This window comes from Stenotrophomonas sp. Pemsol (assembly GCF_003586545.1).
In the GTDB taxonomy this organism is placed as follows: Bacteria; Pseudomonadota; Gammaproteobacteria; order Xanthomonadales; family Xanthomonadaceae; genus Stenotrophomonas; species Stenotrophomonas sepilia.
Genome location: NZ_CP025780.1, coordinates 3810049 through 3823584 on the forward strand (window position 1 = coordinate 3810049; position 13536 = coordinate 3823584).

Genomic DNA, 13536 nt, shown 5'->3' on the forward strand with positions numbered 1-13536 from the left:
CGTCGCGGAACACTGTTTTGTGGTCGTCGCCGCAGCACGGTCACACATCGCGTTCTATTCTGGAACACTTCCCCCAAGGAGTCCGTGCCCATGACGGCAACCCGCGAACTGGGCCGTTCCGGCCTGCATGTACGTCCGCTCGCCTTCGGTGGCAACGTGTTCGGCTGGAGCGCCGATGAGAAGGCCAGCTTCGCCCTGCTCGATGCCTTCGTCGATGCCGGCTTCAACCTGGTCGACACCGCCGACGTTTACTCGGCCTGGGTGCCGGGCAATTCGGGCGGGGAATCGGAAACGCTGATCGGCAAGTGGTTCGCCCGCAGCGGCAAGCGCGACAAGGTGGTGCTGGCGACCAAGGTGGCCAAGTGGGCCGAACGCCCCGGCCTGACCCCGGACAACATCAATGCGGCGGTCGAGGATTCGCTGCGCCGGCTGCAGACCGACGTGATCGATCTGTACCAGGCCCACGAGGATGACGAGTCGACGCCGCTGGAAGCCACGCTGGCCACGTTCGGCCGCCTGATCGAGGCCGGCAAGGTGCGTGCGATCGGTGCTTCCAACTACAGCGCCACGCGCCTGGCCGATGCGCTGAAGGTGTCCACCGACTACAAGTTGCCGCGTTACGAAACCCTGCAGCCGGAGTACAACCTGTACGACCGCGCCGGCTACGAAAAGGAACTGGAACCGCTGGTGCAGCGCGAGCAGATCGGCGTGATCGGCTACTACGCGCTGGCCAGTGGCTTCCTCAGCGGCAAGTACCGCACGCCAGCCGATGCGGCCAAGAGTCCGGCACGTGGCGAGACGGTAGTGAAGCGCTATCTGAACCCGCGCGGCCTGCGCATCCTGCAAGCGCTGGATGACGTAGCCAGCAAGCACAGCGCCAGCGCCGCGCAGATCGCACTGGCCTGGCAGATCGCGCGGCCGTCGATCACTGCGCCGATCGTCAGCGCCACCAGCGTCGAACAGCTGCACGACCTGCTGGCCGCAGCGAACGTATCGCTGAGCGTGCAGGATGTCGCGCAGCTGGATGCCGCCAGCGCCGAATCATGAGACCCGGTTGTGCCGGCCGCTGGCCGGCATGACACAGTCAGGTAGTGCCGGTCGCTGGCCGGCATCGCGCGGTAAAGAAGGAAATAATTCAACAAAATGGTTGCGCGCGACTAAATCGTGGTTTATCGTGCGCACCTCGTTTCAACACCCACTGGAAACTTCCCTTGAACGCGCATTCCGTCGCCATCGCCAAACTGCTGCCATGCCTGCGCATGGACCGGCCGGCGTGTGCGTTCGGCAAGGAAGACCAGCTGACAACGGCCTGATGCCCGCCCTGCGGAGATCGGCCACCCCGATCTCCGAGGCCTGACGACGCCCTCGGAACGCAAGTCCCGGGGGCGTTTTCGTTTGCGTCGGCACAAGGACCCGCGATGCCAGAACTGCACCCCGCGCGGCGACCCGCCGCTCACTGATCCAGGTTTTTCTGCCGTGCCGGAGGATTTTCTCCGCGTGCATGGCAACGCCTGGACATTATCTGCATCGCAACCAAACATTATCGCTCGCCGATAATGTCGGTGGCCTGCACCCTCGACTACCAACGGTCCCGTTTCAACCACGGGCTGGTGCGCGCGGCGTTGCCGTGGCGTATGCCGGAGGTCGCGGACATGCCATCGCCTGGATCGCCTGCTGGAGGCAGGCGCCGGTTCGCCGGCACGCGGTTCGATTCCGCGCGGTTCACCACTGGATAGCTCAGTCGGGTAGAGCAACGGATCCTGATTCCGTCTGTCGTGGGTTCGACTCCCACTCCAACCACATGACCTGTCACGTCATGACTTGAAGCAACACCCGGGGCGCAAGCCCCAGCGGCCATCGTCGCCGTCCACGGTCACTGCCCTCGGGCGGGGCGTGGAAGGCAACGGACCGCACGCCGGGCCTCGGCCCGCCGTCACTGCCAGCCACGTTCCGCCCCGGTGCTGCCTGCCGGGAACGACGATGGCAGCACTGCCGGTGCACCGAAGGCTCCGCGCGCGGACCGTCCGCCGATGGCCGCCCTCTTCCGCTGCCTGCACGTGGTGTGCAGGCGGCCTCGCCACGACCTGATCGACCCGGGTCATGGCGATTCATCTGCAACGGGTCGAACCACCAGAGCCATACAAGGAGAGACTCCCATGTTCTGGACCATCAAGGTCGTGATCGGCGACGGCGAGCGCGGCCTGGTGTATCGCAACCGTCGTTTCCAGCAGATCCTGCTGCCCGGCGTGCACCGCCTGTCGCCGTTCGGCGGCCGCCCGCACGTGGACATCCACACTGCATCGAAGGGCACGGCCTACACCGGCAGCGACCAGGACAGCCTGATCGAGGCACTGGGCGCGCGGTTGGACACGCACTTCGTGCTGGCCAACGTCGGCGCCAGCGAGGTCGGCCTGTTGCTGCGCAACGGCCGCATCGATGAAGTGCTGCCGCCGGGCAGCCACCGCCTGTACTGGCGCGGTTCTGTCGACACCCAGGTGCGCGTGATGGCACTGGGTGACGAGCCGCGCGTCCCGGCGGACGTGCAGCAGCGGCTGGGCCAGCTGGGCGTGCTGCCGCGTGTGGCGGTGATCAGCACCGTGCCGAGCGAGTCGGTGGGCCTGCTGTTCATCGATGGCACGCTGCGGCAGACCCTGGACGCCGGCCTGCACGCGTTCTGGAACTTCAACGGCAACGTGTCGGTGGAGCGTGTGGAGCTGCGTGCGCGTTCGCTGGACGTATCCGGCCAGGAGCTGCTCAGCCGCGACAAGGTGACCCTGCGGGTGAACCTGGCCGCGACCGTGCAGGTGGTCGACCCGGTGCGCGCACACCGCTCGCTCAGCAACGCTGATGAGTTCATCTATCGTCAGCTGCAGTTCGGCCTGCGCCAGGCGATTGCCGCGCGCAGCCTGGACGAGCTGCTGGGTGACAAGGCGGCACTGGACGGTGAGATCGCCGCCCATGTGCAGGCCGCGATCGAGGGCCACGGTGTACGTCTGCTTGGCGTGGGCATCAAGGACGTGATCCTGCCGGGCGAGATGAAGGAGATTCTCAACGGCGTGGTGCTGGCCGAGAAGCAGGCCCAGGCCAGCGTGATCCGCCGCCGCGAGGAGGCCAATGCCACCCGTTCGCAGCTCAACACCGCAAAGCTGATCGAGGACAACCCGGTGTTGATGCGCCTGAAGGAGCTGGAGGCGCTGGAGAAGGTCACCGAGAAGATCGACAAGCTCACCGTGTTCGGCGGCCTGGACGGCGTGCTGAAGCAGCTGGTGACGATCAGGTAGGGGGTCGCGGTGGCGCAGGGACGCGCCGCCGGCCCATCAAGGACATACACGAAGACATGGACACTCAACACAATTATCAATGGCTGCATGCCGAGGGCAGCACGCCGATCAAGGGCTGGGTCAACGGCGTGCCACTGGAGGCGCAGGCGCATGAGCAGCTGCGCAACATCGCCGCGATCCCGTTCGTCGGGCCGTGGGTGGCGGTGATGCCGGACGTGCACCTGGGCAAGGGCGCGACCGTCGGCTCGGTGATCCCGACCCGCGGTGCAATCATCCCGGCGGCGGTCGGCGTCGACATCGGCTGCGGCATGGCGGCCGTGCGCACCACGCTGCGCGCCAACGACCTGCCCGATGACCTGCGGCAGCTGCGCAACAGCATCGAGCGCAGCATCCCGGTCGGCAACGGGCGCGGCGGCGAGCATCAGCGCATGCCCGACAGCATCCATACCCGGCTGGTGCAGTCCGGGCTGGCCGCCGGCCTGGAGAAGATCAAGGACAGGCACCGCAGGATCCGCACCGACAAGCTCGACCGCCAGCTCGGTACGCTGGGTGGCGGCAACCACTTCATCGAACTGTGCCTGGACGAGACGGATACGGTGTGGGTGATGCTGCACAGCGGGTCGCGCGGTACCGGCAACCTGATCGGTACCTACTTCATCGAGAAGGCGCGCGAGGAACTGGCCCGGCGCGTGCTGGGCTTCCACCTGCCGGACAAGGACCTGGCGTTCTTCATGGAAGGCGAGCCGCTGTTCGATGACTACGTCGAAGCCGTGTCGTGGGCACAGGACTACGCCCGGCAGAACCGCGAGGCGATGATGTCGCGCGTGCTGGCCGAGATGCGCCACCGGCTGCCGAAGTTCCAGCTGGCGGCGATGGCAGTGAACTGCCACCACAACTACGTGCAGAAGGAAACGCACCACGGACAGGAGCTGCTGGTGACGCGCAAGGGGGCCGTCAGTGCCCGCGAGGGTGAGCTGGGCATCATTCCCGGCAGCATGGGCACGCGCAGTTACATCGTGCGTGGCAAGGGCAACGCGGACAGCTTCAACAGCTGCAGCCACGGTGCCGGCCGGGTGATGAGCCGTGGCGCCGCGCGCCAGCAGATCACGCTGGCCCAGCATCGCGAGGCCACCGCGCATGTGGAATGCCGCAAGGACAGCGGCGTGCTGGACGAGTCACCGGCCGCGTACAAGTCGATCGACGATGTGATGGCCGCGCAGCTGGACCTGGTCGACGTGGTGCACACGCTGCGCCAGGTGTTGTGCGTGAAGGGGTAATGGAGCGGTGCCGGCCAAGGCCGGCACCCACCGCGCATCAATCATGCTCGACCGCGCTGCAGTCGAGCCACGCCATGCGTGGATGGAACGGCGCCGACCAAGGTCGGCATCTACCGGAACACGCGCTTTCAGCGCGGCATGCTGTCCTCGGCCACCAGCGCGTGGTGCACGCCGATACCTGCCCGCACGCCCTCGGCAGCGGCCAACGTGATGTTGCCGACCGTGGTCGCATCGCCTGCGGCATACACGTTCGGCACCGAGGTCTGCTTCATCGCATCGACCTCGATCAGCACGCCCAACGGGCTCTCGGCCAGCACGCAGCCGAGCTGCTGCACCAGCGGCGTGGCCATCGCCTGGGTGGCCGGCACGAACAGCGCACGCTGGGCGATGCGGCGGCCATCGGCCAGCTCCACTTCCAGCCAAGTCGGCTGGTCGCCCTGCACGCCCAGCACCGGCGACGTCTCGATCCGCACGCCACGCTGCTGCATGGCAGCCCGTTCCTCATCGGTGATCGGCAGGCCCTGGCTGAAGAAGGTGACATTGCCCCAGTCGGCAAAGAGCGGCGCCTTGCTGGCGGACATCGGATGCCCACCAAGCAGCCCGATGGCGCCACCGCCCACTTCGTAACCGTGGCAATAGGGGCAGTGCAGCACGGTGCTGCCCCAGCGCTCGGCCAGCCCGGGCAGCTCCGGCAGCTGGTCGGCGATACCGCTTGCCAGCAGCAGCTTGCGCGCGGCGAGCACCTGCCCATCGGCGGTTCGCACTTCCACACCCTCTGCGCCGGCGGTGGCCTGCACGGCCTCGGCATGCACCCAGCGCACGCTGGGGTAGTCCAGCAGCTGCTGGCGCGCGGCCTTCAGCAGCTCGGCACCGCTGATGCCATCCAGCCCCAGCACCCCGTGCGAATGGCTGGCGAAACGATTGCGCGGCAAACCGGCGTCGATGACGGTGACCGGGCGGCGGGCACGGGCCAGGATCAGGCCCGCAGCAATGCCGGCATAACTGCCGCCGACGATGAGCACATCAGGATTCATGGTGACCTTCCAGGGAGCGGTGATGGGCGAGGTGGCGGGCGAAGTCGGCGCCGAGCTTGTCCAGTGTGGTCGCCCGCAGGCGCTGTTCGAGCAGGCGCTGTGCTTCGCGTGCACCCTCCAGCAAAGCGCTGTTGACCAGCTGCTGGATCGGGCAGCCACCGCCGGAATCGCGGGTGCCTACCTGTACCAGCGACGGTGCGCCCACCGCCAGGTAGACGTCATGCAGGGTGATGGCTGCGGCATCGCGGGCCAGGTGGCTGCCACCGCCATGGCCACGGGCGCTGCGAACCAGGCCCGCCCTGTGCAGCTGCGCCAGCAGACGGCGGATCACCACCGGATGGGTCGGCAGGCAGGACGCCAGCTGCTCGGAGGTGCGCGGGCCGTCCTGGCCGACCAGATGCGCCATCACGTGCAGGGCGTCGGAGAGCGGGTTCGCGGTCTTCATGTAACTACGATAGTTACATTTATATCCCCTGTCCAGGGTCCACATTTGTTCCATACGGACACATTTGTCCTATGATACAGTTCCTTCACATCACTAAACGAAACGCTAATGTGATTTACGTCGCACTTCAGCGGGAGCTTGGCGGGTCGATACCGCAATGCCCCTTCCCGAGAGTGCTTCCCCATGAATGCGTCTGTCCGTGCTCCGCGCCTGCAGTCCAAGCTGCTCGGCGCGGTGTCTGTTGGCTTGGCCGTGGTCCTGCTGTGCGCGCTGGCTGGCCTGGCCTCCGCCTGGTTCAAGTTGTCCACCGAGGTTCCGCCCGAAGTCACGCACAGCCGCGACGCCGAACGCCTGCAGCGTGAGTTCCGCGGCCAGGTGCAGGAATGGAAGAACGTGCTGCTCCGCGGCCACGACGACGCGTTGCGTCAGCGCCACCTGGACGCTTTCGACAACGAAGGCCGCCTGGTCGAACGGCTGGCCAAGGGCCTGGTGACCAGCCCGGACGCGCGCACGCGTGAACTGGCGCAGGCGTTCGTTGGCCTGCACGCGCAGCTGCAGCAGGACTATCACGCGGCGCTGCAGGCATTTGCCGCGGCCGGCTACGATCCGGCCGCCGGCGACAACCTGGTGCGCGGCAAGGATCGCGCGGTGGCGACCGCTCTGGATGCACTGAGCGCGCATGCCACGCAGGTGGCCGAAGCGGCGCTGGCGGCACGTGCGCAGCAGGCGCGGCAGACCCTGCTGCTGTGCGCGTCACTGACGGTGCTGGCCGCGGTGCTGTTGCTGATCGGCCTGGCCTGGTGGCTGCGGCGCGCCGTGGTGCAGCCGGTACTGGCGGTGGAAGCCGCTGCACGCGCAGTGGCTGCCGGCGATCTGCAGCACGTGGTGCAGGTGCGCAGCCGCGACGAGATCGGACGCCTCGCCCAGGCGATGCAGGCGTTGCAGTCCACGCTGCGCGGCGTGCTGGATGCACAGGCCGCGATGGCTCAGGCGCACGAGGCCGGCACGATCAGCCATCGCATGGACGCCGCTGCCTTCCCCGGCGCGTTCGGCACCATGGTGGCCGACTGCAACACGCTGGTCGACGCACACATCCGGGTGAAGATGCGCGCGATCTCGATCATGGGCCGCTACGCCGTCGGCGACCTCAGCCAGGACATGGAACGCCTGCCCGGCGAGAAGGCAGTGATCACCGAAGCGCTGGATGCGGTCAAGCACAACCTCGGTGCGATCAACGGCGAAATCCGCCGCCTGGCCGAAGCGGCGGCCGCCGGTGACTTCAGCCAGCGCGGCGACAGTGCGCGCTTCGAGCATGATTTCCATGCGATGGTCGAGGGCCTCAACCGCCTGATGCAGACTACCGAGCTGAACCTGGGCGAGGTCTCCAGCATGCTGCGTGCCATCGCCGGCGGCCGCCTCGGCGCGCGCATGCACGGCGATTTCCAGGGCGTGTTCGCGCGCATCGCCGGCGATGCCAACACCACTGCCGCGCAGCTGGCAACCATCGTCACCGACATCAAGCATGCCTCCGGCAACATCCATACCGCTGCCGCAGAGATTGCCGCCGGCAACAATGACCTGTCGCGCCGTACCGAGCAGCAGGCCGCCAATCTGGAAGAGACCGCGGCATCCATGGAAGAGCTGACCTCCACCGTGCGCCAGAATGCCGAGCACGCGCGCCAGGCCAACCAACTGGCGATCGGGGCACAGAGTGTCGCCTCACACGGTGGCAGCGTGGTCGGGCAGGTGGTGGCGACCATGGGTGCGATCGAAACGTCGTCGCGGCAGATCGCCGAGATCATCAGCGTGATCGATGGCATCGCCTTCCAGACCAACATCCTGGCGCTGAACGCTGCGGTGGAAGCGGCACGCGCCGGTGAGCAGGGCCGCGGATTCGCGGTTGTCGCCAGCGAAGTGCGCACCCTGGCGCAGCGCTCTGCGGCGGCGGCAAAGGAGATCAAATCGCTGATCGAGGCGTCGGTGGAACAGGTCGGTGAGGGTGCGCAGCGCGTGCGCGAGGCCGGTGACACCATGGCCGAGATCGTCGCCTCGGTGCAGCGCGTGACCGACATCATGGCCGAGATCTCCGCGGCGTCGCAGGAGCAGAGCGCAGGCATCGAACAGGTCAGCCAGACGGTGATCCAGATGGACGGCACCACCCAGCAGAACGCCGCGCTGGTGGAAGAAGCCAGCGCCGCGGCGCGCAGCCTGGAACAGCAGGCGAACCGGTTGATCGATGCGGTGGATGTGTTCGACCTGTCGGCCACGGCGACAGCGAAGGACGCGTTGGCGCGCGCGGCCTGAGTGATCCGGTTGCCGGCCAGCGGCCGGCAGCATCCACCGCCGCACGGGTGGCGCCCGGCCGTTGGTCGGGCGATGGCAGGAATCCGTGCGGACCAATGGTCCGCACCCACAAACCGGTCCGCACACACCGCGGCCCGCAGCGGCCTCGTGGTCGTACACGGTGGTGCAATGCACCGTTGCCGGCATGCACACGGGCGCTGGCCTACCCTTTCGTGGATATTCCCGTCTCCCTCCCCCCTGCTGGAGCCCCTCATGACAGTCCCCGCCTTCGGTCTCGGCACCTTCCGCCTGAAAGACCAGACCGTGATCGACTCCGTGCGCAACGCGCTGGATGCCGGCTACCGCGCCATCGATACCGCGCAGATCTACGGCAACGAAGCCGAAGTCGGCCAGGCCATCGCCGATTCCGGCGTGCCGCGCGATGAGATCTACCTGACCACCAAGGTCTGGATCACCGCGTTCAAGCGCGAAGCGCTGCTGGCCAGCCTGCGTACCAGCCTGGAAAAGCTGCGCACCGATCATGTCGACCTGACACTGATCCACTGGCCGTCGCCGAACGACAAGGTCGACGTGCCGATGGAGGAGTACCTGACCGCACTGGCCGAGGCCAAGGCACAGGGCCTGACGAAGGAGATCGGCATCTCCAACTTCACCATCGCGCAGACCCGCAAGGCGATCGGCATCCTGGGTGACGGCGCCATCGCCACCAACCAGATCGAGATCCACCCGTACCTGCAGAACCGCCTGCTGGTGAAATTCCTGCAGGACAACGGCATCCACATCACCGCCTACATGAGCCTGGCCTATGGCGAGGTAATCAAGGACCCGGTGATCCAGGCCATTGCCGGCCGCCACCAGGCCACGCCGGCGCAGATCGCGCTGGCCTGGGCGCTGCAGCAGGGCTTCTCGGTCATTCCGTCCTCGACCAAGCGCGAGAACCTGGCCAGCAACCTGGAGGCAGCAGCGATCCGCCTGACCGACGAAGACATGGCACAGATCGCCAAGCTTGACCGCGGCCATCGCCTGGCCAACCCGGAAGGCATCGCCCCGGCCTGGGATTGATTCCAAGACGGCGCGCAACCGCTCTGGTAGACGCCGCCCCTGGTCGGCGCAGACGTCTGACCGATCGATGAAACACCGTGCCGACCAAGGTCGGCACCTACCGGAACGCGGGGATCATCCCCTGCCCTGCAACAACCACCCACGCATCGCCGCACTGACCTCGTCCGGTTTTTCCATCGGCGCCAGGTGCCCGCAATCGGGAACCACCACCAGCTGCGAGTGCGGCACCATCGCGTGCATTTCCTCGCTCACCGCGAGTGGCGTAATGCGGTCGTTCGCGCCGCACACGATCAGCAGCGGATCACGGTAACCGGCCAGCACATCATGACCATCACGGCGTTCCAGCGCGCTCTGGCGCAGGAACACCTCCGCGCCCAGGCGGGTGGTCATGTCGCGCACGCGCTGCACCAGCACGTAGTCGTCCAGCCGCGAGGCATCGATGTAGCTGCGCATCAGCACATCGCCGAAGCCGTGGAACTTCCCCGGCAGGCGCACGCTGGCGCGCTGGCTGCGCCGCTGCTCGGCCCGCTCCGGCGAGTCGGCGTGGATGGAGGTGTCGATCAGCGCCAGCTGCAGCACCCGCTCCGGCGCAATGCGCAGGATCTGCTGGGCCACGAAGCCGCCCAGCGAGAACCCGGCCAGCGCAAAGCGCTCCGGTGCCTGCGCCAGCACGTCTTCGGCCACCGCCTGCAGGGTCTCGCCACCGGTCTGGTCGCCCACGGTGCAGTCGGCGATATCGGCCAGGTCGGCCAACTGCGCGCGCCACAGCTCAGCATCGTTGAGCAGGCCGGGCAGCAGCAACAGGGGGATACGGTCGGTCATGGGGATATTGTCGCGCCAGCACGGTGACGGAACCATGCCGCAACGGGCGATTGCGTTGTAGAGTCGCGCCATGCTCGACTGCAGTACAGCCCGTCGAGCATGGCTCGACTCTACAGAAGGCAGCGACACGGACGCGACCATGGCAGACCCCTACAACAGCGGCAGCCCCACCCCACCCGCGCTGCGCTTCGACGATGCGCTGGTCACCACCGCCTTCGAGCTGCCCGGCCATCGCGTCGTGCGCAACCTCGGCGTGGTGCGCGGTATCACCGTGCGCTCGCGTTCGATCGTCGGCAACTTCCTGGGCGGTATCCAGACGCTCTTCGGTGGCAACATCACCATCTACACCGAGCTGTGCGAACAGGCTCGCGAGGAAACCTACCGCGACATGGTCAAGCACGCGCGGCAGCTGGGTGCCAACGCGATCATCGGCATGCGCTACGACGCCACTGATGTGATGACCGGGCTGACCGAAGTGCTGTGCTATGGCACGGCGGTGGTGGTAGAGCCGGTGCGGTGATGCAGCCGCCAAGCGTGCGCAAAAGCAGCCGAGCGTAGGCTCGGCTCTACAGGAATTACGCCACCGGCGGCACGTCGGGCACCTCGACCTGCTGCACCGGCAAGGTCACCATCATCACCGTCGGGTCGTCCGGGTCCAGCCTGGTCTTGAATCCCAGGCTCTGGCACATCGCCAGCATGGTGCTGTTTTCGCGCAGCACCTGGCCTTCGACCACGTCCAGGCCCAGCCACTTCGCGTACTCGATCATGATCGCCATCAGCCGCCAGCCGATGCCGTGGCCCTTCAGGTCCGAGCGGATCAGGATGCCGTACTCGCCACGGTGGTAATCGGCATCGGCGTGCAGGCGCACTGCGCCCAGCATCTCGCCGCTGCGCGGTTCGATCGCTACCAGCGCGATCGAGCGCGCGTAGTCGAGCTGGGTCAGGCGCGCGATGAATTCGTGGCTGAAGTGCTTCACCGACTGGAAGAAGCGCAGGCGCAGGTCTTCGTCGCTGACGCGGGCGAAGAACGCGCGGAACAGCGCATCGTCTTCCGGCCGCACCGGGCGGACGAACGCGCGGCCGCCATCGGACAGTTCGATGGTGCGCTCCCACTCCTTCGGATACGGGAACACCGAGAAGCGCGGATGCCCGCGGCCCTTGTGCAGGATGCGCGACGGTGCCACTGCCACGCGCGCGTCGAGGGCGAGGATGCCCTTGCCGTCGACCAGCAGCGGGTTGATGTCCAGCGTACGCACTTCGGGAATGTCGGCGGCCAGCTGTGCCAGCTTGACCAGTGCCAGCGCCAGTGCGCGCTCGTCGGCGGCGGGCACATCGCCGTAGGCCTTGAGGATGCGCGAAGCGCGGGTCTGGCCGATCAGCTCGTGGGCCAGGCGCAGGTCCAGCGGCGGCAGGGCCAGCGCCTTGTCGTTGATCACTTCGACGGCGGTTCCGCCACGTCCGACCACGATCACCGGGCCGAACGTCGCGTCATCGGCGATGCCGACAATCAGTTCGCGCGCCTTCGGGCGGACGATGGTCGGCTGTACCAGCAGGCCATCGATGCGCGCATCCGGCCGCAGCTGGCGCGCACGCGACAGGATCGCGTTGGCCGCGCTCTGCACCGCCGGCAGCGTGGACAGATTCAGGCGCACGCCGTCCACTTCGGACTTGTGCGGAATGTCCGGCGACAGGATCTTCAGCGCTACGGACGCACCGCGTTCCAGCAGTGGCTGCGCCAGGTCCATCGCCTCATGCGCATCGCGCGCATGCATCACCGGCGCGGACGGGATGCCGTAGGCCTTGAGCAGCTCGTGCGTGGCCAGCGGGTCCAGCCACTGCTGGCCGTTGGCCAGCGCGGCATCGACCAGTGCGCGCGCGGTGGCCGTGTCGACGCTGAAGTCCTGCGGCAGGCTGGGCGGCGTTTCCATCAACGCGTTCTGTGCCTCGCGGTAGCGCACCAGGTGCTGGAAGCCCCGTACTGCTTCGGCCTCGGTCGGATAGGTCGGCACTCGTGCTGCGTTGAGCGTGGCGGTGGCCTGGTCGTCGTTGCCCAGCCACACCGCGAATACCGGCTTGTCGCGGTGATGGCGCGGGCGCAGGCCGAGCGTGCGGGTGAGGGCCTGCGCCGCGTCGGCGGACGAGGTAAACGCGGTTGGCACGTTGACCACCATCACCGCATCGTTCTCGTTGTCGGCCAGCAGTGCTTCGATGGCCGACGCATAGCGGTCACCATCGGCGTCGACCACGATGTCCACCGGATTGCTGCGCGACCAGCCCTGCGGCAGCACCGCATCGAGCTTCTCCACCGTGCTGTCGGAAAGGGTGGCCAGCGTGCCACGCAGCGCGATCAGTTGGTCCACGGCCAGGCGGCCGACACCGCCGCCATTGCTGAGAATGGCCAGGCGGCGACCGGGAAAGGTGCCCAGCCGCCCCAGCGATTCGGCAGCAGTGAACAGTTCGTCCAGCGCACCCACGCGCAGCAGGCCGGCACGATTGAAGGCCGCACCATACACATCATCGGCACGCGCCAGGGCCTGCACATGGGTATCGCGGCTGCCCGGCTGCACGCGCTCGGCGCGACCGGACTTCACCACCACCACCGGCTTGGCGCGGGCGGCGGCACGCGCGGCCGACATGAACTTGCGCGCGTCCTTGATCTGCTCGACATACAGCAGGATGGCGCGGGTGCGGTAGTCCGTGGCGAAGTAGTCGAGCAGGTCGCCGAAGTCGACGTCCATCGTGTCGCCCAGCGAAACCACGGCGGAGAAGCCCACCGAGCGCGCCACGCCCCACTCCACCAGCGCGGCGGCAATGGCCGAGGATTCGGAGATCAGCGCGAGGTCGCCGGCCTGCGGGAAGTGCGCGGCGATGCTGGCATTGAGTCGCGCGTGCGGCGCGATGACGCCCAGGCAATGCGGCCCGAGGATGCGCAGGCCATGCTTGCGCGCCACCGCCTCTACCTGTGCGGACAACGAACCCGGGCCTTCGCCCAGGTGCGCGGTGAGGATGATCGCCGCCTGCACGCCACGCTCTGCAGCTGTACGCACCACCTGCGGCACGATCGCCGCCGGCGCGGTGATCACCACCAGGTCGGGCACCCAGTCCAGGTCCTTCAAGCGCTTGACCGTGCGGATGCCGTCGATCTCGGCGTGCCGCGGGTTGATCCACGCCACCTTGCCGGGGAAGCCGGTGCCGCGCAGGTTGCGCATCACTGCGCGGCCGGCCGAACGCTCACGCGGGCTGCCGCCGATCACCGCGACCGACTGCGGACGGAATACGGACTGCAGGTGGTAGGTACTCATGCGCCTACG

Annotated in this window: 10 protein-coding genes and 1 tRNA gene; 7 read left to right on the forward strand and 4 right to left on the reverse strand. The window is 67.4% G+C overall.

Annotated elements, in window-relative coordinates; translation table 11 throughout:
- Window positions 1–90: 90 nt before the first annotated feature.
- The 4 genes from PEM_RS17615 (at window position 91) to PEM_RS17630 (ending at window position 4558) form a co-directional block, all read left to right on the forward strand.
- Window positions 91–1047: an aldo/keto reductase gene (locus PEM_RS17615; protein WP_005420256.1), complete on the forward strand. Its 957-nt coding sequence runs from the start codon at window positions 91–93 to the stop codon at window positions 1045–1047.
- Between the two features lie 682 nt (window positions 1048–1729).
- Window positions 1730–1800, forward strand: a tRNA-Gln gene (locus PEM_RS17620).
- Window positions 1801–2156: 356 nt separating this feature from the next.
- A complete protein-coding gene (locus tag PEM_RS17625; protein WP_111128529.1) occupies window positions 2157–3281 on the forward strand; it encodes a slipin family protein in 1125 nt (374 codons plus the stop codon).
- Between the two features lie 56 nt (window positions 3282–3337).
- Window positions 3338–4558 carry an RtcB family protein gene (locus tag PEM_RS17630; protein WP_111128531.1) on the forward strand — a complete coding sequence of 407 codons (1221 nt, stop codon included), beginning with the start codon at window positions 3338–3340 and terminating at the stop codon, window positions 4556–4558.
- A 128-nt stretch (window positions 4559–4686) separates the two neighbouring features.
- Here PEM_RS17630 and PEM_RS17635 read toward each other — a convergent pair whose 3' ends face one another.
- Both PEM_RS17635 and PEM_RS17640 read right to left on the reverse strand, forming a co-directional pair.
- The gene (locus tag PEM_RS17635; protein ID WP_005420261.1) at window positions 4687–5592 is read right to left on the reverse strand and encodes an NAD(P)/FAD-dependent oxidoreductase; all 906 of its coding nucleotides are present in this window, start codon (window positions 5590–5592) and stop codon (window positions 4687–4689) included.
- Window positions 5582–6037, reverse strand: a complete 456-nt coding sequence (locus PEM_RS17640) for an Rrf2 family transcriptional regulator (protein ID WP_053496770.1) — start codon at window positions 6035–6037, stop codon at window positions 5582–5584. The genes PEM_RS17635 and PEM_RS17640 overlap by 11 nt, the downstream gene beginning before the upstream one ends.
- A gap of 183 nt (window positions 6038–6220) precedes the next feature.
- On the opposite strand from PEM_RS17640, the gene PEM_RS17645 reads away from it, so the two are divergent.
- A complete protein-coding gene (locus PEM_RS17645) occupies window positions 6221–8341 on the forward strand; it encodes a methyl-accepting chemotaxis protein (protein ID WP_005420264.1) in 2121 nt (706 codons plus the stop codon).
- A 252-nt stretch (window positions 8342–8593) separates the two neighbouring features.
- A complete protein-coding gene (gene dkgB / locus PEM_RS17650) occupies window positions 8594–9403 on the forward strand; it encodes a 2,5-didehydrogluconate reductase DkgB (protein WP_111128533.1) in 810 nt (269 codons plus the stop codon).
- Between the two features lie 114 nt (window positions 9404–9517).
- On the opposite strand, the gene PEM_RS17655 is transcribed toward dkgB, so the two are convergent.
- The gene (locus tag PEM_RS17655) at window positions 9518–10225 is read right to left on the reverse strand and encodes an alpha/beta hydrolase (protein WP_111174841.1); all 708 of its coding nucleotides are present in this window, start codon (window positions 10223–10225) and stop codon (window positions 9518–9520) included.
- A gap of 139 nt (window positions 10226–10364) precedes the next feature.
- On the opposite strand from PEM_RS17655, the gene PEM_RS17660 reads away from it, so the two are divergent.
- Window positions 10365–10745, forward strand: a complete 381-nt coding sequence (locus PEM_RS17660) for a YbjQ family protein (protein WP_111174842.1) — start codon at window positions 10365–10367, stop codon at window positions 10743–10745.
- Window positions 10746–10800: 55 nt separating this feature from the next.
- Here the strand turns inward: PEM_RS17660 and PEM_RS17665 are convergent, their stop codons facing one another.
- Window positions 10801–13527 carry a bifunctional acetate--CoA ligase family protein/GNAT family N-acetyltransferase gene (locus PEM_RS17665; RefSeq protein ID WP_005420272.1) on the reverse strand — a complete coding sequence of 909 codons (2727 nt, stop codon included), beginning with the start codon at window positions 13525–13527 and terminating at the stop codon, window positions 10801–10803.
- Window positions 13528–13536: the final 9 nt, after the last annotated feature.

Coding starts and splice junctions, on each gene's coding strand:
- PEM_RS17615 (WP_005420256.1), top strand. CDS start 91: ATGACGGCAACCCGCGAACTGGGCCGTTCCGGCCTGCATGTACGTCCG.
- PEM_RS17625 (WP_111128529.1), top strand. CDS start 2,157: ATGTTCTGGACCATCAAGGTCGTGATCGGCGACGGCGAGCGCGGCCTG.
- PEM_RS17630 (WP_111128531.1), top strand. CDS start 3,338: ATGGACACTCAACACAATTATCAATGGCTGCATGCCGAGGGCAGCACG.
- PEM_RS17635 (WP_005420261.1), bottom strand. CDS start 5,592: ATGAATCCTGATGTGCTCATCGTCGGCGGCAGTTATGCCGGCATTGCT.
- PEM_RS17640 (WP_053496770.1), bottom strand. CDS start 6,037: ATGAAGACCGCGAACCCGCTCTCCGACGCCCTGCACGTGATGGCGCAT.
- PEM_RS17645 (WP_005420264.1), top strand. CDS start 6,221: ATGAATGCGTCTGTCCGTGCTCCGCGCCTGCAGTCCAAGCTGCTCGGC.
- dkgB (WP_111128533.1), top strand. CDS start 8,594: ATGACAGTCCCCGCCTTCGGTCTCGGCACCTTCCGCCTGAAAGACCAG.
- PEM_RS17655 (WP_111174841.1), bottom strand. CDS start 10,225: ATGACCGACCGTATCCCCCTGTTGCTGCTGCCCGGCCTGCTCAACGAT.
- PEM_RS17660 (WP_111174842.1), top strand. CDS start 10,365: ATGGCAGACCCCTACAACAGCGGCAGCCCCACCCCACCCGCGCTGCGC.
- PEM_RS17665 (WP_005420272.1), bottom strand. CDS start 13,527: ATGAGTACCTACCACCTGCAGTCCGTATTCCGTCCGCAGTCGGTCGCG.